The organism is Sphingomonas psychrotolerans, from assembly GCF_002796605.1.
In the GTDB taxonomy this organism is placed as follows: Bacteria; Pseudomonadota; Alphaproteobacteria; order Sphingomonadales; family Sphingomonadaceae; genus Sphingomonas; species Sphingomonas psychrotolerans.
Genome location: NZ_CP024923.1, coordinates 1,620,763 through 1,643,204 on the forward strand (window position 1 = coordinate 1,620,763; position 22,442 = coordinate 1,643,204).

General features: G+C 66.9%; 18 protein-coding genes, 1 tRNA gene and 1 pseudogene. 4 read left to right on the plus strand and 16 right to left on the minus strand.

All coding sequences use genetic code 11. The annotated features are described in order from the left end of the window. Positions 1-5 precede the first annotated feature (5 nt). The 12 genes and pseudogenes from CVN68_RS07340 to CVN68_RS07395 all read right to left on the minus strand — a co-directional run bounded on the left by CVN68_RS07340 (position 6) and on the right by CVN68_RS07395 (position 15,275). Positions 6-1,897: pseudogene (locus CVN68_RS07340) on the minus strand (XrtA/PEP-CTERM system amidotransferase). 3 nt (positions 1,898-1,900) lie between these two features. Beyond that, complete coding sequence (gene xrtA / locus CVN68_RS07345) at positions 1,901-3,436, minus strand: exosortase A (protein ID WP_100281613.1); 1,536 nt, start codon at positions 3,434-3,436, stop codon at positions 1,901-1,903. Continuing rightward, positions 3,433-4,632 (minus strand): TIGR03087 family PEP-CTERM/XrtA system glycosyltransferase, encoded by a 1,200-nt coding sequence (locus tag CVN68_RS07350; RefSeq protein WP_100281614.1) that lies wholly within the window; start codon positions 4,630-4,632, stop codon positions 3,433-3,435. Before CVN68_RS07350 ends, xrtA begins: the two co-directional genes overlap by 4 nt. Beyond that, entirely contained in the window at positions 4,632-5,696 is a 1,065-nt protein-coding gene (locus tag CVN68_RS07355) for a FemAB family XrtA/PEP-CTERM system-associated protein (RefSeq protein ID WP_100281615.1), read from the minus strand. The genes CVN68_RS07350 and CVN68_RS07355 overlap by 1 nt, the downstream gene beginning before the upstream one ends. Continuing rightward, complete coding sequence (locus CVN68_RS07360) at positions 5,693-6,535, minus strand: XrtA system polysaccharide deacetylase (protein ID WP_100281616.1); 843 nt, start codon at positions 6,533-6,535, stop codon at positions 5,693-5,695. The genes CVN68_RS07355 and CVN68_RS07360 overlap by 4 nt, the downstream gene beginning before the upstream one ends. A 4-nt stretch (positions 6,536-6,539) precedes the next feature. Further along, positions 6,540-7,691 carry an AAA family ATPase gene (locus tag CVN68_RS07365; protein ID WP_100281617.1) on the minus strand — a complete coding sequence of 384 codons (1,152 nt, stop codon included), beginning with the start codon at positions 7,689-7,691 and terminating at the stop codon, positions 6,540-6,542. A gap of 13 nt (positions 7,692-7,704) precedes the next feature. Beyond that, positions 7,705-9,306, minus strand: coding sequence for a hypothetical protein (locus CVN68_RS07370; protein WP_100281618.1), 1,602 nt, complete (start codon positions 9,304-9,306; stop codon positions 7,705-7,707). Beyond that, complete coding sequence (locus CVN68_RS07375; RefSeq protein ID WP_100281619.1) at positions 9,303-10,298, minus strand: AAA family ATPase; 996 nt, start codon at positions 10,296-10,298, stop codon at positions 9,303-9,305. Before CVN68_RS07375 ends, CVN68_RS07370 begins: the two co-directional genes overlap by 4 nt. A gap of 1 nt (position 10,299) precedes the next feature. Next, positions 10,300-11,811: an XrtA system polysaccharide chain length determinant gene (locus CVN68_RS07380; protein WP_100281620.1), complete on the minus strand. Its 1,512-nt coding sequence runs from the start codon at positions 11,809-11,811 to the stop codon at positions 10,300-10,302. Between the two features lie 11 nt (positions 11,812-11,822). Further along, positions 11,823-12,464, minus strand: coding sequence for an XrtA/PEP-CTERM system exopolysaccharide export protein (locus CVN68_RS07385; RefSeq protein WP_100281621.1), 642 nt, complete (start codon positions 12,462-12,464; stop codon positions 11,823-11,825). 100 nt (positions 12,465-12,564) lie between these two features. Then, positions 12,565-13,764: a pyridoxal-dependent decarboxylase, exosortase A system-associated gene (locus CVN68_RS07390; RefSeq protein ID WP_100281622.1), complete on the minus strand. Its 1,200-nt coding sequence runs from the start codon at positions 13,762-13,764 to the stop codon at positions 12,565-12,567. Continuing rightward, positions 13,761-15,275, minus strand: a complete 1,515-nt coding sequence (locus CVN68_RS07395; protein WP_100281623.1) for an AMP-binding protein — start codon at positions 15,273-15,275, stop codon at positions 13,761-13,763. Before CVN68_RS07395 ends, CVN68_RS07390 begins: the two co-directional genes overlap by 4 nt. A 110-nt stretch (positions 15,276-15,385) precedes the next feature. Between CVN68_RS07395 and CVN68_RS07400 the strand changes: the two genes are divergently transcribed. From CVN68_RS07400 to CVN68_RS07410, 3 genes are read left to right on the plus strand one after another with little or no spacing between them, the layout of a single operon-like run. Further along, the gene (locus tag CVN68_RS07400) at positions 15,386-15,622 is read left to right on the plus strand and encodes a phosphopantetheine-binding protein (protein WP_407695536.1); all 237 of its coding nucleotides are present in this window, start codon (positions 15,386-15,388) and stop codon (positions 15,620-15,622) included. After that, the gene (locus CVN68_RS07405) at positions 15,619-16,257 is read left to right on the plus strand and encodes an alpha/beta fold hydrolase (protein WP_100281625.1); all 639 of its coding nucleotides are present in this window, start codon (positions 15,619-15,621) and stop codon (positions 16,255-16,257) included. Before CVN68_RS07400 ends, CVN68_RS07405 begins: the two co-directional genes overlap by 4 nt. Next, positions 16,245-17,033 (plus strand): hydrolase 1, exosortase A system-associated, encoded by a 789-nt coding sequence (locus CVN68_RS07410; protein WP_100281626.1) that lies wholly within the window; start codon positions 16,245-16,247, stop codon positions 17,031-17,033. The genes CVN68_RS07405 and CVN68_RS07410 overlap by 13 nt, the downstream gene beginning before the upstream one ends. Positions 17,034-17,044: 11 nt before the next feature. Here the strand turns inward: CVN68_RS07410 and trxB are convergent, their stop codons facing one another. Further along, positions 17,045-18,016 (minus strand): thioredoxin-disulfide reductase, encoded by a 972-nt coding sequence (trxB, locus tag CVN68_RS07415; protein ID WP_100281627.1) that lies wholly within the window; start codon positions 18,014-18,016, stop codon positions 17,045-17,047. Between the two features lie 215 nt (positions 18,017-18,231). Between trxB and CVN68_RS07420 the strand changes: the two genes are divergently transcribed. Further along, entirely contained in the window at positions 18,232-19,761 is a 1,530-nt protein-coding gene (locus CVN68_RS07420) for a glycoside hydrolase family 55 protein (RefSeq protein ID WP_233503621.1), read from the plus strand. A 68-nt stretch (positions 19,762-19,829) separates the two neighbouring features. Here the strand turns inward: CVN68_RS07420 and CVN68_RS07425 are convergent. From CVN68_RS07425 to CVN68_RS07435, 3 genes are all read right to left on the minus strand, one after another. Continuing rightward, a tRNA-Met gene (locus CVN68_RS07425) sits at positions 19,830-19,906 on the minus strand. Positions 19,907-19,961: 55 nt separating this feature from the next. Then, positions 19,962-20,471 (minus strand): 2'-5' RNA ligase family protein, encoded by a 510-nt coding sequence (locus CVN68_RS07430; protein WP_100281629.1) that lies wholly within the window; start codon positions 20,469-20,471, stop codon positions 19,962-19,964. Then, positions 20,468-22,399, minus strand: a complete 1,932-nt coding sequence (locus tag CVN68_RS07435) for a potassium transporter Kup (protein ID WP_407695537.1) — start codon at positions 22,397-22,399, stop codon at positions 20,468-20,470. Before CVN68_RS07435 ends, CVN68_RS07430 begins: the two co-directional genes overlap by 4 nt. Positions 22,400-22,442 lie beyond the last annotated feature (43 nt).

Genomic DNA, 22,442 nt, shown 5'->3' on the forward strand with positions numbered 1-22,442 from the left:
AATCGCTAGCCGAACAGCCGCTCCAGGCTCCGCTCCAGCATCAGCAGCTGCCACAAAGTCCGGCCGTGCTCGGCGCGCCCGGCTTTATGATCGGCCGCGAGCTTCTCGATCGCCGCAGGCTCGAACCAGCCGGTTCCCGCCAGCACGCGCGATCGCGACAGGCTGGCGGCCTCGTCGGCCAGCGCCCCGCGGAACCACGCGCTGATCGGAGTCACGAACCCCATTTTGGGGCGATAGAGTATCTCCTTGGGAAGATACGGTTCGAGCGCCTTCTTCATCAGCCATTTGCCCTGCCCGGCCTTGATCCGGAGCGACGGGGGCAAGGTCGCGGCAAACTCGACCAGCTTGTAGTCGAGCAACGGCTCGCGCGCTTCGAGGCTGACGGCCATGCTGGTACGATCGACCTTGGTCAGGATGTCGCCCGGCAGCCAGTGCTGGATATCGGCATATTGCGCGCGGTCGAGCCCGTCGCGCGCCGGCGCCCGGCGCATCGCGTCGACATAGCGCTGCTCGGCGCTGTGCCCGGCGAGGATGTGCTTCGCGGCGCTGGTATAGAGCCGGCCGCGCAGCTCGGGCGTGGTTACGCCGACCGCTCTTGGGTAAGCGAACTCGCCATTCTCGGCGAGCGCGAGCAACGTCGTCTTCGCGCGGAACGCCCGCGGCGCCCAGTCCGCCTTGGGGTAGATCCGCCCCAGCGTCCCGAACAGATTGGCGCGGAATTTCTCGGGGAGCAGCGCGCGCATGCGTTCCTCGGCAGCGAAGAATTTGTAGCGGCGATAGCCGGCAAATGCCTCGTCCGCTCCGTCGCCGGAAAGCGCGACGGTGACGGTCTCGCGCGCCAGTTCGCATACCCGATAGGTCGGCAGCGCCGAGGCATCGGCGAAGGGCTCGTCGAATGCCGTGGCCAAGGTGTCGATCAAGGCGAAGTCGTCGGCCCCCACTCGCCGGGTGCGGTGGTTGGTGGCGAATCGCTCGGCGATCAGCGCGGCATGGCTGGTCTCGTCAAGCCCCGCTTCGTCGAAGCCGATCGTGCAGGTCTTTACCGCCGCCTTGCTCGCCTCGGCCATCAGCGCGACCACCGCGCTGCTGTCGACCCCGCCCGAGAGGAAGGCGCCCAAAGGCACGTCGGCGATCATCCGCGCGCGCACCGCGGCCCGCATCCGATCGATCAGCTCGGCCTCGAGATCGCGGACCTTGCCGGTCGCCCGGTTCGAGAAATCCACATCCCACCAGCGCACCGGCTGCGGCATGCGCTTGCCCCGCTGGAGCAGCAGGAAATGCCCCGCAGGCAGCTTCTTGACCCCCACCAGCAGCGAGGCGTCGTCGGGGACATAGCCGAGCCCCATATAATCCTCGACCGCGCGGAAATCGGGCCGCCGCCGGAACAGGGGATGCGCGAGCAAGCCCTTGATCTCCGACGCGAACGCCACCCCCCATCGGCCAGCTTGGTATAGACCAGCGGCTTCACCCCGAAGCGGTCGCGCGCGAGGAACAGGCTCTGCTTCTCCGCATCGTACAGCGCGAAGGCGAACATGCCGTTGAGCTTTTCGAGCATCCCCGGCCCCCAGTGGTGCCATCCGTGGAGCAGCACCTCGGTATCGCTTTCGGTCTGGAACCGCGCGCCCTTCGCCTCCAGCTCGGCGCGCACCTCGCGGAAATTGTAGATCTCGCCATTGTAGGTGACGACCACGCTCTGATCGGGCGTCGCCATCGGCTGCACGCCACCTTCGAGATCGATGATCGACAGCCGGCGATGCCCGAGCCCTACCCCGGGCGCGGTCCACACCCCCGCCCCATCGGGTCCGCGGTGCGCGAGCGCGTCGCGCATCTGGACGATGCGCGCGGGATCGACGGGTTTTGCTATGGCGGGGTAATAGAGCCCCGCGATTCCGCACATCGTCTAGCGACCGGCCATGCGGTCGGCGAACGCATCCACGGGCCCGAGCGCGTTCAGGAAGTCCCCGATCGCCGTCTGTGCGCTCTCGTCCCGCCCCTGCTCGGCCGACACCAGAACGGCCACAGCGGCCTGATCTCCTCCCAGCAACTTGGTCTTCAGCGTCTCGAATTTCACGCGTTTGTCGCTCCCGGTCAGCGTTTCGCCGACGCGGTACCAACTAACCGTCACGCGTTCCACCCGCCCGGGACCGGTCATGCGCAGCGCGTGACCGCCTGAAAGCTCGGGCAGGTCCGCGATGCGCACCCAGCGGTCATTCTCGCGGATCGCGCCGATGCCGAAGCCGACCAGTTCCTTGCCCTCGTGCTGGCTGCCATAGACTGCGACCGCGAGGTCCACGCTTCGACCCTGTGGATCGGCATAATGCCCGATCAGCAGATGGTCCGCGCCGGGGTAATTGGGCGACCAGGGAGCGATGGTGCTCGGCCCGACACGCTGCCAGCCCGGGATTTGCGGTAGCTCGAATTGCGTAGGAAGCGGCGACGCACGCGCGGCGATCCAGCTCGACCAGCCGAGGAACAGGCTCGCAACCGTCAGCGCCAGCAAAGCCGTCACCGCCGCCTGCGCACGCGCCGCCACCGGCGCCTGCAGCCGCAGCGGATCGAACCACGCCGCGTCGGGATCGCGATCGAACCATTTCCAGCCGATCGCCAGCACCACCGCCATCACCGCTGCGAAGAAGAACCAGCCATAGACGATATGGTCCATCCCCGTCGCCGCCTCGACCGAGGTCCACCAGGCGGCGTAGATCGTCCCGAACGCGCGCAAGCCGTTGGCGATCACCGGCACCACCAGTGCCATGGCGAGAAACGCGGCGCGGCGGGGCCACGAGACATAACAGACATTGGCGACGAGCACGCCGAACGCGATCATCGCGATGACGAACTTGGCGCCCGAGCAGGCCTCGGCGACTTCGAAATAACCGTTCGAGGTGGTGATCAGCACGCCATCGACCGTGGCCGGGACACCGAACAGATGGAGCATTGGCATCACCATCGCCACGGTGATCGACTGCAACGGCCCTTCGAGAAAATCGCCGAAGGGCACGAGGAAGCCCATATAGGCGATCGGGAAGAGCAAGGCGCGGCTCACATTGAGCCCGAGCACGCTCACCGCCGCCCCCTGCAGCATCAGCACCAGCCCGGCATGGCGGAACAGCGCAACGCCCGCAGCGTCGCCGAGCAGCCAGCCCAGCCCGCCCGCCGCTACCAAAACGAGCCCGGGCCACCAGCCTTGCGGGCGCACCAGCGCCAGCCCGCTGCGCCGCTGCCAGACCAGCCAGGCGATCACCGGCGCGATGAACAGGCAATGCCCGAAAGTGGTATTGGTCCAATAGATCGTAGCGAGATCGAGCGCGTCGCGCCGGAACAGCAGCAGCAATGCGAGCCACGCGCCGGCGAGGATGCCCGCGTGCAGCTTCCAGCCGGCGTCGAACTTCGCTTCGACCCGGGCGAAATCACCTTGAGGCACCGCGACGGTCATGCCGCCTCTCCCAGACGGGCCCGCAGCCCGACCAGCGCATCGAGCGGCGCCAGCCGCGCATCCCAGCCATAGCGTGCAATCACGCGCGCCCGGGCATCGCGTCCAAGCTCGACGGCGTTTTGTGGGTCGCGGAGCAAGAGCGTCACTGCCTCCATCATGCCCCCCGCGGTCTCCGCGACCGCGATCGTGCCATTGTGATCCACCCCTTCCGCCGCCGCGGCCGAGGCGACCACCGGGCGCGCCATTGCCATCGCCTCGAGCACCTTGTTCTGGATCCCGCGCGCCAGCTTGAGCGGCGCCACCACCAGGGCCGCCGCGGCGAGCCAGCCGCGCACGTCGTTTACTTCGCCGGTCACGATCACGCCCTCCTGCCTCGCCAGCGCCCGAACCGCATCGGTGGGGTTACGGCCGACGATCGCGAACCGTGCATCGGGGCGCGCCACGCGGATTTGCGGCAATATGTCCTCGGCAAACCACATCACCGCCTCGACATTCGGCCGATAGTCCATCTGCCCGGTGAAGACGATCAGCGCAGGCCCGGCCTCCACACGCTCGAACCGTGCCGACGGATCGAAAAAGCCGGTGTCGATGCCGTTCTCGATCGCGTGCACGCGTTCGGCGCCGGTGGTCCGGCGGAACAGCCCCGCTTCGGCTTCGCTCACGAACAGGCTCGCGTCGGCGCGCGCAGCAACCGCGGTCTCGGCAGCCACCAGCAGCCGTGCCTCGCGGGCATAGATCCAGCGCATCGGCCCCTTCGCCGCCTGCGCATAGGCAGCGAACTTCGCCGAATCCATGTCGACGAAATCCATGATCACGCGCTGCCCGCCCTCGGCCGGAAGATATTGCGCCATCTGGCTCGAGAAGACGAAGATCGTGTCGATATTCTCGCGCGCCAGCACTGCCTCGACCGCCCGGCGCATCGCCCAATCGTCGAATGCGGTCAGCGACAGCGGCCGCCCCGACGCCAATGCCTGAATCCCGGCCACTGCCTGCGATTTGCCCCGCCGCACGATCGCACGGCTGGCGGTGCAGTCAGCCAGTTCGGGCCGGTCCATGTCGCGCGGATCGTCGGCAAAGGCAGCGAGATGCACGGGCCGCTGCGCCGCCAGATGCCGGAGCATGTGGAAGCTGCGGATCTTGTCGCCGCGATCCGGCGGATAGGGCACGCGGTGCGCGAGGAAAAGAATATCCCCCATCAGCCCAGTCCCCGCGCTATCCACGGACCCAGCCGGTTCGCCGCCCAGAGCGGCATCCGGCTCCACGCCCGGACCTGCAGGCTGTATTTCGGATCAAGCGGATTGACCTTGCGCGGCGCCACGCCCTCGGGCGATCGCGTGAAATAGCGCAGTATTTCGGGCTCGAACCCCCAATTCTTCTTGAACGCCGCCGCGCCGGTCCCTGCCTTGGACCGTCCGAAATCGAAACGTGTGCAGCCGCGTTCGCGCGCATGGCGCATCAGCGCGAAATACATCGCATCGTTGGCACGCAGCCCACGCGCTGCGGCCGTCCCGCCGCCCCAATAGGGATAGACGATACCTTTCCAATAGAGGCTCAACACACTCGCCACCGCCACGCCGCGATGCCGCACGGTCAATATGTCGGCCGCATCCCCGAATGCGCGCAGTACCTCGGCGAACAACGCGCGCGGGAAAACCGGCGTCCCCAGATTGCGCACCGATTCCGCATAGACCGCGTAATGCGCTGCCGCGTCCGCGCTGCCGGCAACGATCTCGAGATCGTTGCCCAGCGACCGCCGCACCTCGGCGCGCTGCTTGCGCGGGATGGCAAGCAATTCCGCCTCGTCATCCGCGGCCAGATCGCGCGCGAAGCCTAGATAGGTGGTGTCGTCCATCTGCCACCCCTCGCCCGGAAGCGCGCCACCGCGCAATTCCACCGTCGGGCAACTCAGCCGTCCCGCCAGCGCCCACGCCGCTTCGGCCAGTTCAGCCGCGGTCGCCGCATCGTCCGCAAGGACGCCCCCGCCCACGCCGAACCCGGCCGAGACCAGCGCTCGCCCGAACAACGGCGAATGCACTTCGGTCAACGGCAGCACGCCGCCGATGCCGTTGCCGCGCTCGGCGACGAGATAATGGCTCTTCTGCCGGCAGCCGCGCGCTACCGCGACGCTCCACTCCGGCAAATGAAACGGCGTTCCCTGCGGGTGATCCTGCAGCCACGCGCTGATCCGCGCTCGCTCGATCGCATCTCCCGGGTCGGCAATGCGCAGCCCGATCGGCCGCGCCAGCAGCGGCGCGTTCATTGCAGCCGCTCCGCCTCGCGCGCGGCGATCGCGTCGATCCGCCCCCACGCATGGGTCGCGATCAGCCGCTCGAGCTTCCCCGCCATCGCGCCGAGCCGGGCATAATGCCGAAGTCTCGACTTGAGCGGCGCATTGGCCATCCGCGGCTGGCCGGGATCGACTTCCCAGGGATGAAAATAGAAGATCGCCGATGTGCCTTCCGCATTGGCACGGCGCACCGCACGATCGGTCACGCCGTTCGGCAGCAGCCGGAAGAAGCCGCCCCCCGCAGTGATCTCACGTCCCGCCACCTTCGCGATGGTGATCGGCAGCTCGACCAGCCCGGCATCCGCGATCGGCCGAAAAGCGGCACGCGGCGCCTCGGGCCAGCCATAATGGTCATGCCGGATCGGCGCGATGCTCGACGAATAGAGATACCCCGCCTCGGCGAGTTCGGCATGCGCCCAGGGCGTGCGCCGATCGATCGAGAAGCTCGGCGCGCGATAGCCGGTCACCCTGGTGCCGCTGGCATCCTCCAGCGCCGCGCGGGCATCGGCCAGATCGGCGCGGAACGCCTTCGCATCCATCGTGAAGACGCGCTGATGCGCCCAGCCATGGCTGGCGACCTCGTGGCCTGCCTCGGCGATACGGCGGATCAGCGCCGGATAGCGCTTCGCCACCCAGCCAAGCGTGAAGAAGGTGGCATGCACCCCCGCTGCGCCGAACAATGCCAGCACCCGATCGGTGTTCGCCTCGACGCGATGCTCGAGCCCGTCCCAGTCGTCGCGTGCGATCGTCTTCTCGAACGCACCGACCTGAAACCAGTCCTCGACATCTACCGAGAGGCCGTTGACCAGCATTCCCTCAGGCCGCGTGCCCGCGCAGGCTCGACAGGTCCGGCCGCCGTTCACCGTCGCCGCTCTCGACCCAGTCGACGAGCAGAGTCAGCACCCGGCGCAACGCCGCATCCTGCTCCTGCAGCTGCTTCTCGAGGTCGGCGATACGCCGATCGATCGGCGCTTCCGCAACCGGCGCGGCGGGTTCGACGAGTGTAGGGGTCGGAGCCGGGCTCTCGACGAGCGGCTCGGCGCGAAGCGGCCGTGGCTCGGCCGGTGCTGACGGAGTCGGCGTACCCATCGCCATCGGCGCGATATCGCGCAGCTCGAGCGGCTCGACCAACGTGGGGCTGCGCTTGGCGATCGGCCCCGAGTCCTTGTCGAGATCGTCGATCACTGCGGCAACCTCGGGCGCACCGAATGTGTCGAGATGCTCGATCGCGCCGAACAGCAGCACCCGGCCGGCGAGTTGGTTGACCCGGCGCGGGATACCCCCCGACCAGCGATGCATCGCCGCCAGCGCATCGTTGGTGAAGCGCGGCTTGCCGCGCCAGCCGACCAGCGACAGGCGGTGGAGCAGATAGGGCTCGACTTCATTGGCATCCATCGGGGCGAGATGGTGCATCGCGATCACGCGCTGGCGCAACTGTTCGAGCTTGCCGTCCTGCAGCGTCAGCCGGAATTCGGGCTGGCCGAGCAGGAAGATCTGGAGCAGCGGATAGCCGCCCGCCTGGAAATTGGAGAGCATGCGCAGCTCCTCCAGGCTCTCCGCCGGCAGTGCCTGCGCCTCGTCGATGATCAGCAAGGTACGGCGGCCGTCGCGCGCCACCGCATGCAACCCGTGCTCGATCGCGGCGAGCATCGCGGACTTGCTTGCGCCGTTCGCGTCGATCTCGAGCCCAGCGCACACCGTCTGGAGCAGATCCTCCGGGCGCAGCTGGGTCGAGACGATCTTGATGACGTTCAGGCGCTGCTCGTCGATCTCGCCGAGCAAATGCCCCATCAAAGTGGTCTTGCCCACGCCGGGATCGCCAGTGATCACCACAAAGCCCTCGCCCTGGCTCAGCCCATAGCCGAGATAGGCCATCGCCTTGCGGTGAGTCGCCGTGTCGAACCAGAAGCGCGGGTCCGGCGTAAGCTGGAACGGCCGGCCGCTCAGTCCATAGTGATCGTCATGCATCTGCTTGCGTCCCTCAGAATCCGTAGCGAAGGCCGACCAGTGCCTGCGCCTGGGCGGTAGCATTGGAATCGCCTTCCCTGTCGAAACCGAACAGCCCGAGCGACGCCGTCGCGCTGAGCGGTCCGAACATATGCGTGTAAGCCGTGTTCGCGCCGTAGCCGAGAATGCCTTGGGCATCGGCTAGGTCGCTGTCGTAATAGCTGCCGAACACGCTGGTGCTGATCGATCCGTTGCGGCCGACATCGCTCGACGCGAACAGCTGCGCATAGACGCTCTCGTCCGATGTGCCGTCGATGCTCACGCCGCCGACGCTCTGCGGCGTCAGGAAGGTCCGCCGCGCATAGCCGCCGCCCACGCCGATCCGCGTGCCCCCGCGGTTGAGCACCGCCACGCCGGTCACGCCGCGGGCGCGATAGGCCGAAGTGACGGTCGATGCGAACACCTGGTTGAGGCAGCCGCCGGCCGCAGCGCCGGTGGTGCCGTAGATGCAGCCGCCGAACTGGTTGCCGAACGGATCGGTCGTGGTGAGGAATGCCGTCGGCAGCTTGGTCAGCTGACCGTTCAATTCCTGCCCAAAGGTTTCGACGCTGTCGTAGACGCCGATCTGCACGCCGCTGCCGGGGCCGATCTGATAGCTCGCCGAGCCGGTATAGGTCATCGAGCCATAGCGACGGCCGGCACGCGCCTCGAGGAAGGTGCGGCGGCTCGGACGCCAGATCACGCCGGCATCCCAGAAGGTGCCGTCGAAATTGTAGGCGATCCGGCGCGGTGAGGACGGATCGGTGACGAAGCGGCCATTGCGATCGATCACCGGGCGGCCGCCGTTCATCAGCGCGTCGCGCTGGCTGACTTCGATCTTTTCATAGCCGATTCCGGCCGTCAGCGCGACACCGCGGCCGACCGGAAGCACCACGTCGCCACGGGCGAACTTGCCCTCGAAGCGCTGGTCGAGCTGCCCGGCATCTTCACGGGTATACGAACCGCTGACGGTGACGCCGACCGGCAGGCCCTTGCCCGATTTCACGCCGACACTGGCGGTCGCGACATGGACCTTCGAATCGTCGTAACGGTCGAGCGGCGAGGCGCCCGCGGGAACCCCGGTGCCGCCATTGGGCGCCTCGACCTTGGTGTAGCCGAAACGATAGGCGGCGTTGGCGAAGGCCGGCCCGATATGAGTCGCGAGGCTAGGCCCAACATAGCCGGCGAAGACCTGGCTGCTGTTGCCGACATTGCCCTGCGACGTTGCCAGTGCATCGCCGCGAATGTCGGCGCGGCTGCGCGCCGCGATGGCGCCGGCTTCCATCGTCAGTTCGGGTGTGATCTTGGCACGCGCCTGAACGAGGCCGCTGTGCATCGAATCGTCCGCCAGATCCTTGTCGTAGGAAAAGCGGTGCTGGTACTGATAGCTGACCTGTACCTCGACGCGGCGGCCGGTCACCTGCGCGTCGACGCCCACGCCGACCGTCGAATAGGTCAGCAGATCGCCGCCGTTGTTGAGATCCGATACGAGCACCTGGCTCGCTTCGATATATGGCGTCACGCGCGTGCGCTGGGCATGCGCCGGCGCGGTGGCGCAGACGAGCGCGACTGCGGCAGTGAGAACAAGCCGGGTCATTCGCCCGCCTCCCCATAATAATTTCCGAACCGGCGGCCGCCGGGTTGGAAAGAAACCGAATTGAGCAGCAGCTGGATGTGTTCGCAGCCGTCGAGGACGGCCACTGCCTCGCGCAGATCGCTCTCGCTGGTGCGGTCGGCGCGGACGACGAGCATCACTTGCCCCGCATGCATCGCCAGCACCGCCGCCGGCGAGGCCGCGAGCGCGGGCGGCGAATCCATGATCACGATGCGGCGCGGATTGGCCTTGGCCAGCCCGTCGAGGATCTTGCGGGCACGGTCGCTCGCCAGGAGCTCGGTATCGCCGTTGGTGCGGGTCCCCGCGGGAAGCACCGAAAGCTGCGGCACATCGGTATCGATGATGCATTCCTCGACATCGCTCACTGCACCGGCAAGCGCGTCGAGCAGGCCCGGCCCCTCGGGCAGGCCCAGCCGCGCGAGGATATCGGGCTTGGCGAAATCGGCATCGACGAGCAGGATCTCCATGTCCTTCTCGGCCGCCATCGAGAGCGCGAGATTGATCGCGCAAAAGGTCTTGCCTTCGTCGGGCTGGGCCGAGCAGACGAGGATCATCCGCGCGTGATCGGCCGCCTTGGCGCTGTCCTTCGCCGCCACTGCCCGCGCGGTGAGCAGCAACTGGCGCTTCACCATGCGGAATTCCTCCGCCATCGCGGTGATCTGCGCGCCGGGCACGAGCATACCGCCCTCGCGCAGCGCGATCCGGTCGATCGGTGCCTGACGCCGGGCGGTACGCGGCGCAACGTGCGGCTTGGGCTCGGCATGGGAAACCGGCTGCGGCGCAGGCACGACTTCGGCTACCGTTTCGGGCTCTGGCGCGGGCGCGGCAGGCGCGCGGACCGTCAGCGTCAGCGGCGCTTCTTCCGGCACGATGAGGCGCTCGGGCGCCGGCGCGGCCGGCCGCATATAGCCATATTGCTCGGCTGCCCGTTCGAGCAGCGAGCCGCGATAGCGGCGGGGGGTTTCGTCGTTCATGTCAGGCACCCATTCCGCGCTGGACGAATTCGAGCCCGAGCAGCCCGACGAACGCCATTGCCAGCCCTGCCGCGGCCCCCGCGAACAGCCGCAGCTTGCGCCGCCGCATCTCGATCTGCGCCGCGCTCAGCACTTCGGCGATCGATCCGATCACCGGCATGCCGCTGGCCTTCTCCAGCCTCGCCGCGGTCGGGAAGGTCGTGGTCAATTTGTCGAGGCCGAACGCCGCGGCAACGCCCGCGCCGAGTCCCGCGATCAGCACTGCGATCAGCAGCAGCGGCCGGTTGGGCTTGGTCGGCGCGCGTGGCAGCGTCGGCGGGTCGACGACGTTGAATTTGACGGCGTCGGTCTCGGTCTGCGCCTGGCTGCGAATGCGCACCTGCTCGCGGTCCGAGAGCAATTTGTCATATTGATCCTTGAGGACCTGATATTCGCGGTCGATCTGGCCCTGCTCGGCGGCGAGGCCGGGGGCCTGCGCCATCTTGCCCTCGAACTGGGCAAGGTCGTCCTCGATCTGGTCCTTGCGCTGGGTCAGCGCCGCGACGGTCGAGGCCTTGTCGGCCCGCATCGACTGGAGGCTCAGGTAAAGCGGATTGCTGGCCCCCGCCGCACTACTCGCCACCGGCTCGGCACGCGCGGCGGACTGCGCCGCGGCGAGCTGGCTGCGCAGCGCGATCATGTCGGGATGGCTGTCGGTCCAGCCGCGGCTGCGCCCTTCGGCAAGCTGGCCCTGGATAGCCGCGAGCCGCGCGCGTGCGGGTCCGGTGACCGCACCGCCCTGCCCGGCCACGTTGGTCGGGGTTCCCGCCATCTGGCCGTTGACGGCGCTCAGCCCGCTCTGCGCCGCCGCGAGGTCCGACTGGACCTGTGCCAGCTGGGTCCGCGCCGCACCGATGCGATCGTTGAGCGATCCGGTGCCCGGCAGCGAGCCGAGATAGCGCGCCTGGAAGTCGGCCTTCTTCGCCTCGGCTTCCTGCAGCGCCTTCTGGCGCACCTCGAGCTGTTGGTCGAGGAAGCGCAAAGATTGCCCGCTGGCGTCACGCCCGTCGGCGAGATTCTCCTCGACGAAGATATCGATCAATTTCTGCGTGATCTGCTGCGCCATCTTGCCGCTCGCCGCGGTCACGGTGATCTCGAACAGATTGTCCTGCTGCGCGGTGAGCTTGATCGCCTTTTGCAGTCCGGCGATCCGGTCGGCGACATCGCGGTCGGTCGACACGGACTTCGCCATGTCGGTGCCGCGCACCACCTTCTCGAGATTGACCGCCGAGGTCAGCGTCTGGCGCACCCGGTCGATGTCGCGCTGCTGCTGCGCGGCCGAGGCGGCGCCGTCGGTCGGCAGGATCTGGCGCAATTGCACGAAGATCCGCGCCCGCGATTCATAGCTGTTCGGCATCTGCGACACAACCAGCCAGCCCGCGAGGCACAGCCCCCAGGCTACCGCCAGCGCGATCCAGCGCCGCATCCAGATCGCGTGCAGCGCCGCGCGTGCTTCGTCGAAGAGACTTCCCATGCCCGCCGTCCTCAGAACATGCTCTCGGGGATGATCAGCACATCACCCGGTTCGAGGCGGACGTTCGCCGAGATGTCGCCGTTCTTGAGCAAATCGCCGAGGCGGACCTTATACTCGCGCTGCTTGCCGGTCGCCTTGTCGTAGCGGACCAGCCGCGCGCGGTTGCCCGAGGCGAATTCGCTCAGGCCGCCCACGGCGATCATCGCGTCGAGCGCGGTCATATTGGCGCGGTACGGGATCGACGCCGGCTTCTCGGTCGCGCCGACGACACGGATCTGCTGGCTGTAGGTGCCCGAAAAATTCTCGACGATCACCGAGACGATCGGGTCCTTGATATATTCACCGAGCGCATATTTCAGATCGTCAGCGAGCATCGCGGGGGTCTTGCCCACCGCCGGCATGTCGCTGATCAGCGGCGTGGTGATCCGGCCGTCGGGGCGCACCTGCACCTTGGCCGACAGCTCGGGATTGCGCCACACGAAGACGTTGAGCTGGTCCATCGGGCCGATGACATATTCATCGCTCGGCGCTTCGCGCGTCGCGACGCTGCCGGCGGGCGGCAGTTCGGGCCGGCTCCCCCCGGAGCACCCCGACAGCAAGGTGGCGATGACGCCAGCCCCTGCCAAAACCCTGCCAAACGACTTGAAAACCATATTCGAGCTCCCTCCCCAGCGGAGTCGAGCGCGGCCAACGTCTCGGCCGCTCCCCCGCCTGGATCGGGGTCAGCTATGGTCTTCAGAGGTAAAGATAGCGTTAGGCGTGGTCGGAACGGCCGATCAGCAGCTCGCGCGCCGGCGGATGGCCGAGGAATCCGGAAGGGCTGGCACTGGCGCCATACGCCCCCGAGGCGAAGATCGCGATGACGTCACCCACATTGGCCCTGGGAAGCGACACCCGGTCGGCCAGCCGGTCGAGCGGGGTGCACAAGGGTCCGACGATCGTCACCACCTCTTCGGCCGGGTCCTGCATCCGGTGCGCGACCGCGACCGGATAGTTGCGACGGACCACCGTGCCGAAATTGCCAGTCGCGGCGAGATGATGATTGAGCCCGCCATCCAGAATCAGGAAAGTCTCCCCCTGGCTCACCTTGCGGTCGATCACCCGCGCGAGATACACGCCCGCCTCGCCGACCAGCCAGCGCCCCAATTCGATGGCATATTTGGTGTCGAGCTTGCCGAGCTCGCCCGCCAGCGCCGCGCCGATCGCCTCGACATCGAGTGCCACGTCGCCCGGGAAATAGGGGATGCCGAACCCGCCGCCCAGATTGACGAGCGGCGGCGCGCGCCGTGCCTCCTCGGCGATCCGTGCAGCCAGTGCCACCGTCGCCGCCTGCGTCTCGATCACTGCCTGCGTGTCGAGCGACTGCGATCCGGCGAAGATATGCAGCCCGCGCCACTCGGCGCCGCCGATGATCAGCCGCTTGACCAGCCCGGCGACGTGCTGTGCCTCGACTCCGAAGGGCGAGGCGCGGCCGCCCATCTTCATTCCCGACCCGCGCAGCTCGAAATCGGGGTTCACCCGCACCGCGAGCTTCGGGCGCATCCCCAGCATCCCGGCGATCGCCAGCGCGCGCTGTCCCTCGCTCTCCGACTCGACGTTGAGCGTCACGCCGGCACGGATCGCCAGCTCGATCTCGGCATCGCGCTTGCCCGGCCCGGCAAAGCTTATCGCGCCTGCCGCCATGACGTCGAGCGCCTTGTCCATCTCGCCGGCGGAAGCGACGTCGAGCCCGTCGACCAGCGGCGCGATCGCCTTGAGAAGCGCGGGCAAGGGATTGGCCTTGATCGCATAATGCACCGCCACCTGGCGCGGCAGCGCGGCGCGCAACCGCGCGATCCGGGTGGCGACGATGCCGAAGTCGTAGACATAAGCCGGCGTCGCCTCCGCCAGCCACGGCAGCGTGTCGAGGGTTCTGAATTCGGGCGGAATCGGGCCGAAGGCTTTGGGGTTCATAGCTTCAGCACCCCATCGAGAAGTTCCGCCTTCAACGCCGCCCGATCCAGCTTCCCGTTGGCGTTCCGCGGCAATTCCGCCCGCCAGTCATACCGCATCGGCTGCATGAAGCTCGGCAATTCGCGCCGCAACCGGTCGCGCAGGTCCTGCTCGCGCGAACCATCGCCGCGCGCGACCACCACGATCGCCTGCCCCAGCCGCTCGTCCGCCACCCCGAACGCCGCCGCCTCGGCCACTTCGCCGCCGCTCAACACCACGTCCTCGATCTCGGTCGGGCTGATCCGGTTGCCGGCGCTCTTGATCATCTCATCGTCGCGTCCGACGAAGCGGAGCAATCCGTCCGCATCCTCGACCACCTTGTCCCCCGACCACACCGCCATGCCCTCGCTTGTGGCGAATTCGGGCGCCGGACGGAAGCGCTGCGCGCTACGCGCGGCATCTTGCCAATAGCCCTGCGCCACCAAGGGGCCCGCATGGACCAGCTCGCCCGCCTCGCCTGGCGCCGCACGGCTGCCGTCGGAACGCACCACCAATATCTCGGCAAAGGGGATCGCCCGCCCGATCGACTCGGGATGCGCATCGACCAATGCCGGCGAGAGGAAGGTCGAGCGGAACGCCTCGGTCAGCCCGTACATCGGATAGAGTTCGGTCTCGGGAAAGCGTTCGCGCAGCCCGCGCACCAGCCGCGGCGTCAACGCCCCGCCAGAATTGGTCAGCCGCCGCAGCCGCGCCGCGGTCTCTGCCGGCCAGTCGGCCTCAAGTAACTGCACCCAAAGCGGAGGCACCCCGGCAAGGCTGGTGACACCATGACGCTCGACTGCCTTCACCACGTCGCGCGCGGTGAGATAGTCGAGCGGAATCACGCGCCCGCCCGCGGCCCAGGTCGAGAAAAGCTGGTTCTGCCCATAATCGAAGCTAAACGGCAGCACCCCGAGCACCCGATCTTCAGAACTAATATGAAGATAGTGCGCCACGCTGATGGCTCCGAGCCATAAATTGGCGTGGCTGAGCATCACGCCCTTGGGCCGCCCGGTCGAACCCGAGGTATAGAGAATCGCCGCCAGCGTATCTGGATCGGCAGCCGAGGGCGGCAGCATATCACCCGCGCCAAACTCGTCCTCGGTGATGATCCTACACCCCACAGGCACGTCACCCGGCTCCAGTGCGGCGATCCGCGCACCTTGCGTCACCAGCACCCGCGCGCCGCTGTCGGCGAGGATATGCGCCACCTGCGCGCGCTTGAGCACCGGATTGATCGGCACGTGGACGAAACCCGCGCGTGGCACCGCCAGCGGCATCAGGCACGCCGTCCGCGTCTTGGGCAGCCACGTCGCCACGCGCTCGCCTCCACCCAGACCCTGTCTCGAAAGCCAATGTGCGATCCCGCCGACGCCCGCCTCCAGCCCGGCGAAACTGAGCGTACCCGCCCGGTCCTCCAGTGCCACGGCATCGGCCGCGCCCCGCAACGGCAGTGTGTCGATCGGTTTCGGAACGGGATCGAGATCTGTCATCGCGCCGACCTTAGCCTTGGCAGCGCACCCGCCAACCCTTACGGAGGCGAAAAATCGCTGGCAGGGGATCGGCATTGCAGCGCGAAGGGTTCGCAGACGTTGAAAACGCCGTGCGCGGAGTACTCCGCGACGTGCTGGGATTGAGCGAGGAACGCGCCGCCGCGTTCCACGAGGACACGCCGCTGTTCGGCGCGCTGCCCGAACTCGATTCGCTGGCGGTAGCGGGCGTGCTCACCGAGATCGAGGATCGCCTCGGCATCCTGATCGAGGATGACGAAGTCGACGGCGAGATGCTCGAGAGCTTCGGCGCCCTCACCCGCTTCGCCGCCGACAAGGCGCTGGCTTGATCGACTATTACGACTGGGCCGGCGGCCGCGAAGCGATGCTTCGCTTCGGCCCCGATACCGGCCCGGTCGTCGTCGTGGCGCTACCGCTGTTCGAGGAAGCCAACCGCACCCACGCATTCGCCGTGACGATGCTGCGCGCGTTGGCGGAACGCGGAGTCGCCGGCGCGCTGCCGGATCTACCCGGACAGGGCGAGAGCCTCGTTCCCACCGATGCGGTGCGTCTTGCACACCTGCGCGACGCTTTCGCCGCTGCGACACGCCACGCGGGCCGCCCTGCTTATGCCCTCGGCATCCGCAGCGGCGCGTTGCTCGACTCTGCCGCCATGCTCGGTGGACGCTGGCATTTCGCGCCGAGCACCGGCGCCGAACTGCTCCGCGAACTCGAACGCCTGCGCCGGGCCGGCGGCGGCGATGAATATGGCGGCAACCTCATATCGCCGGTGCTGCTCGGCGAACTCCCCACTGCCGGCGCCGCGCAGAGCCGCACGATCCGGCTCGAGAGCGACGCCCGCCCCGCCGATCGCCACGTGCCCGGCGCCCCTCTTTGGCGCCGCAGCGAGCCCGACAACGATCCTGCGCTCGCCGCCCTCCTCGCCGATGACATCGCCGCTTGGGTGCGTTCATGCGAAAGCTGATCGCCTTTCTCTGCGCCGGCGAGACCCTGCTAGGTACGCTCGACGAGGCACCCGGCCCCACCGGCCTGCTGATCGTCTCTGGCGGCAACGAGATACGCATCGGCACGCATCGCGGCATGGCGCTGCTCGCCCAGCGCATCGCCGAGGCCGGCCACCCGGTGTTCCGTTTCGATCGCCGCGGCATCGGCGATTCGACCGGCGACAATGGCGGCTTCGAAAGCAGCGCCGACGATATCGCCGTTGCCGCCAGTTCCTTTCGCGCCGAAAGCGGCGTTACCCGGATCGTGGCGTTGGGCAATTGCGACGCCGCAACCGCGCTCGCTTTCTTCCACGCCCGTGCGGGGATCGACGCACTGATTCTCGCCAACCCTTGGGTGATCGAGCCGACCGACGATCTGCCTCCCGCCGCCGCGATCCGCGCGCGCTATGCCGAACGGCTCCGCGACCCGCGCGAATGGCTCCGCCTGCTACGTGGTGGCGTGAACATTTCGAAATTGATCAGTGGATTGGCAAAGGCCTCTCGCAAGCAATCTCAGCAAGCGGACGGCCTGCCGGCCCGACTGGGATCTGCTCTGGGGCACGGCGACATCCCGATAACCGTCCTGCTAGCGAAGGGCGACAACACCGCAATCGCCTTCCACGACGCTTGGCGTGGCGCCGCGTTCGAAACCGCACGCGCCAGGGTCATGATCACAGAACTGGACAGCGCGAGTCACAGCTTCGCCTCGGCGGCGGACAAGCAATGGCTGTACGAGCAGGTGCTCGCCGCTCTCTGACCTCCAAAGGCTTATTCCGCCGCTTCGGCGACCTGCTCGAAATCCGCCTCGGCCAGGAAGCGCTCGGCGTCGAGCGCGGCCATGCAGCCTGTCCCCGCCGCGGTGATCGCCTGGCGGTAATGTTTGTCCATCACGTCGCCGCACGCGAATACGCCGGGGACACTGGTCCGCGTCGTGCCCTTATCGACGGTGATATAATTGTCCTGGTCGAGCGCGATGTGCCCGCGGAACAATTCGGTCGCCGGATGGTGCCCTATCGCAACGAAGCCGCCATCGACTTCGAGCGTCGAAAGCTCGCCGGTCACCATGTCCTTAAGCTCGATGCCGACCAGCCCGGCAACGCCGCCGCCGTCGATGAAGCGTTCGACTTTCTTGTTCCACAGCGTGGTGATCTTGTCGTTGGCGAACAGCCGCTGCTGAAGGATCTTCTCGGCGCGCAGGCTGTCGCGGCGGTGGATCAGAGTCACGTCATGGCTGTGGTTGGTGAGGTAGAGCGCTTCCTCGACCGCGGTGTTGCCGCCGCCGATCACCGCCACCTTCTTGCCACGGAAGAAGAATCCGTCGCAGGTCGCGCAGGCACTGACGCCCTTACCCTTCAGCAATTCCTCCGAATCGAGCCCCAGCCAGCGCGCCTGCGCACCGGTGGCGATCACCAGGGTGTCGCCGACATAGACGGTGCCGCTGTCGCCCACCATGCGGAACGGCCGCTGGCTGACGTCGACTTCGACGATCGTGTCCCACAGCATCTGGGCGCCGACGTGCTCAGCCTGCGCCTGCATCTCCTGCATCAGCCACGGGCCCTGGATCACTTCGCGGAAGCCGGGATAATTCTCGACATCGGTGGTGGTCATCAGCTGGCCGCCGGGCTGGATACCCTGCACCACGATCGGCGCGAGCCCGGCGCGCGCGCCATAGATGGCGGCGGAGAGCCCGGCAGGGCCCGAACCGAGGATGAGCATGCGAGTCGAGTGCGTGGCAGTCATGGTGTCTTCCGAAGGCTGAAGGCTGCATCTAGGTCGACAAGGTTCCCGCATCAACATGCACGCGCATGGCAGGCGAACAATGCTGTGAACAGCGGCCTTCGGCGGCCCGATCTAGCGCCTCCGCTTGCAATGTAGGATTTCGTTCGTTCTATATTTGTTCCCGACAAGAATCGGGCGATTGAAACGATATAGGACAGTCCAAAATGGTAGATTCGTTGAGTTTTTCCACCATCCCCGACATGACGTCTTTCGCCACCTCCGGGCTCGCGGACGGACAGGCCGCAAACGTCAGCGATCTCAAGCGCGGCGGCCTGTTTCGCTGGGCATCGGCCTCCACTGCAACCGTGAACGATGGAACGATTTTCTCTGCGACGGGCGGTGGCCGCTGGCTCCGCATCGACCCACTGCCCCTCAACGTCCAATGGTTCGGTGCGGTCGGCGACGGCGTCACCAACGACCATGCCGCTTTCATGGCGGCGCATGACGCGCTTATGCCGGACGGCGGCACGATCGTAATTCCCAAGGGCTTTTATCGCCTTTCCAGCGCGATCAATCAGCATTGCGCGATCATCTGGCAGGGTGAAGGCAACAGCGCAGGCGTTTCCAATCGGACGATCGGAAGCTTCACCACCAATGCCCAGGGATCGGTTCTCCTGATCGACGCCGGCGTTTCCGCATGCATCATCAACGCCTCCAACACCGACGGCTCCGGGACAGCGCCTGACGGTACCTATCCAAATGGCGCGGGGTCGGCGCTTCGCGATTTGTATATCCGTTCGAACGGAGGTGGCAGCAACGTCGACGGCGTGTGGATGCGCGCGACATCCACGCTAGAGAATGTCACTATTCGCGGATTCTCCGGCCGCGGCTTGCGGATCGAAGCATCCGTCTCATCGAGCAATCCGGTCAAGGGCAACGCCAATCTCTGGATGCTGACAAATGTGAACCTGATCGAGAACGGCGGCCATGGCCTGCACGTCAAGAGCAACGACGCCAACGCCGGCGTCGCCACGCGAGTCGACTGCACCGTGAACGGCGGGTGGGGCATCCTCGACGAAAGCCTGATCGGAAACACCTACGTCGCCTGCCACCAGGCGGGCAACACGCTCGGCGCGTTCAGGACGAGCGATACTGCGCCGAACACGGTCATCGGCGATTATATCGAAATGGATACGACGGGCGACAACGCCGATTTTGGCAACGGCACCACGGTCATCGGGGATCTGGCCGGACAAAGCGCCTCGAATGCCGCGGCGAGCCGTGCTTTCGTGATGACTGCCGGCCTGTCGGTTGCCGCGCCGTATCGGCACCTGAATCGGCGCGCCAGTCCCAGCGTCGTCGGCATCGTCGGGTCGCTGCAGCCCAATTATGGCGCGATCGGCTGGGGATCGAGCAACGACACGATCGGTGCGGCAAATCAGGCCGACTGGCAGATCCAGTACAACACGACCTCCAAATGGTGGGACTTCCAGTATCAGGGCGGCGGCACTCCCTTCACGGTGCTGCGTTTTCCGACCGGCGCCTCGCTCGCCAACCCGCGCAAGTTCGCAGCCGACTTCCCGAACGGCCATTTTCTCGGCGGCGCTTTCCGCGCCATCGGCTCTGCCGCGCCGGCGACAGGAGCGTGGCTGCAGGGCGATGTGATCGAGAACAGCGTTCCGGTGGCAGGCGGGAATGCCGGCTGGATCTGCGTCGCCTCGGGTTCGCCGGGCACGTGGAAAAGCTTCGGACCGATCGCAGCCTAGTCGCAGGTCCGCATCAGGGGGAGGGCTGCGCCCTTCCCCATCTGGCCGCGCCGTCATCGGACTGTGAATGGTAGCGGAGGAGGGACTTGAACCCCCGACCCCAGGATTATGATTCCCGTGCTCTAACCAACTGAGCTACTCCGCCCTACCGGGCCTCGCCGTGAAGCGAGGGCGCGACATAAGTCGGGCCTGCGCGGCGGTCAAGCGAACATGTGCCGCGAATGCGGCTCCCACGGGCCACCGCGATACCACCAGCTCGCCAGCCCCGCGATCTCGACCTCACGCGGCCGGAAATCGCGCGACAATGCGCCCAGAACCACCATGGCGAGCGACGGCGTCACCTTGTTCTGCACCGTCACATGCGGCCACCAGCGCCCGGCGTCCTGCGGCATCAGCATGCCCGAAAAGGCTTCGCACAGGCCGGCGCGAATTGCACTGAGCTCGGGCGCCTCGATCCGATAGGCGACTCCGCCGCCCAGCGACACCAGCCCCGTCACCTTGGCCCGCGGCGCCCGCACGCCGCGGGTTTCGCTCGACAGACGCTGTTTCAGCTCCTCGGCGACGCCGGGCGGCAAATGATGGAACAGCGTCAGATGCGCGGGAAGCATGTTGCGCTCGGGCGGATAATGTTCGCGCCGCAGCACGTCGAACCACGCCTGGTCCTGCCGCCCGAACAGCGCCGTCACGATGATCGGCGCGGCGCCGGTCAAATCTCGACCTGGCTCCCCAGCTCGACCACGCGGTTGGTCGGCAAGCGGAAGAACTCCATCGCGCTTTCGGCGTTGCGCAGCATCCACGCGAAGAGCTTCTCGCGCCACACCATCATCCCCGGCTTGGACGAAGGCAGCAACGTCTGCCGCGCGAGGAAGAAGCTGGTGTCCATCATCCTGAACTCGGCGCCGCAGGCGCTGACCTGCTTCAGCGCGGCGGGCACATCGGCCTCCTGCATGAAGCCGTAGAACAGGATCATGCGGTGGAAGCCCTTGCCGAGATCGTCGATCTTCATGCGCTTTTCGTCGGGCACATAGGGCACGTCGGCGATCTTGACGGTGAGCAGGATCACGCGCTCGTGGAGCACCTTGTTGTGCTTGAGATTGTGGAGCAGCGCGTGCGGCACGCCGTCGGGCGTCGAGGTCATGAACACCGCAGTGCCCGGCACTCGCGCCGCGGCGATCGCCGCCGATTCGATGAAGATCTTGATCGGCATTGCACTCTCGCGCAGCCGCTCGATCATCAGCTTGCGCCCCTTCGCCCAGGTGGTGAGCAAGGTGAAGACGACGAAGCCGACCAGTAGCGGGAACCAGCCGCCATCGGGCACCTTGGTCATGTTCGCGGCGAAATAAGCGAGGTCCACGGTAAAGAACAGCGCGAGCAGCGGCAGCGCATAGCGCTTCTTCCAGTTCCACAGCCCGAACAGCACCACGGCGAGCAGACAATTGTCGATCAGCATCGCGCCGGTGACTGCGATGCCATAGGCCGCGGTCAGGTTCGACGAGGTCTTGAACGACAACACCAGCAGGATGACCATGATCATCAACGCCCAGTTGATCGTCGGGATGTAGATCTGCCCCGCGGTCGACGCGCTGGTATGCTCGATCTTGAGCCGCGGCACGAAGCCGAGCTGGATCGCCTGCTGAGTCACCGAGAAGGCGCCTGAGATCACTGCCTGCGAGGCGATGATCGCCGCCATCGTCGCGAGGATCACCAATGGCAATTGCAGCCCGGCCGGTGCGAGCATGTAGAAGGGACTGGTCAGCGCGCTTGCGCCCTCACGCATCAGCAGCGCGCCCTGCCCCATATAATTGAGGATCAGCGCCGGCAGCACGAACCACAGCCACGAGACGCGGATCGGCTTGCGCCCGAAATGGCCCATATCGGCATAGAGCGCCTCGGCCCCCGTCACTGCGAGCACCACCGAACCCAGCGCAAGGAACGCGGCGAGCGGGTCGATCGCGAAGAACGCCACGGCATAAGTCGGCGAGAGCGCCCACAGGATCTCCGGGGTCCGCACGAAGCTCAGCACCCCCAAGGTCGCGATGACGAAGAAATAGAGCATCATGATCGGCCCGAAGAACGCCCCGACGCGCGCCGTTCCGGTCCGCTGGATCGAGAACAGCATCACGAGGATCACCACGGCGATCGGGACCACGAGGCTGGCGAACCCCGGCGCCGCGATCGCAATGCCCTCGACCGCGGAGAGCACCGAAACCGCCGGCGTGATCATCGAATCGCCATAGAAAAGCGCAGTGGCGAACACGCCGAGCAGCACGATCCCCTGCGTCCAACGCTTCTGGTTGGCACTGCGCGAAATCAGGGCGAGCAGCGCGAGGCTGCCGCCCTCGCCCTTATTGTCGGCGCGCATGATCACGGTGACGTATTTGAGCGTCACGACGATCATCATCGACCAGAACATCAGGCTGATCACGCCCATGATGTGGACGGTGTCGAGGTCGAGCTTGTGGTGCCCGGCAAAGGTCTCGCGAAACGCGTAGAGCGGGCTGGTGCCGATGTCCCCGAACACGATGCCGATCGCACCGAGGGCAAGCTTCCACGTGGCGTCCGCGGCATGGCCGTGCGCCCCGTGCGGATCGTCTGAAGGCGGGAGGCTCTCGGCCTGCCCGCTTGCGGAGATGTTCACTGTCGCGGCGATCGCGGTAGGGAGGCAACGGACCTGGTCATGC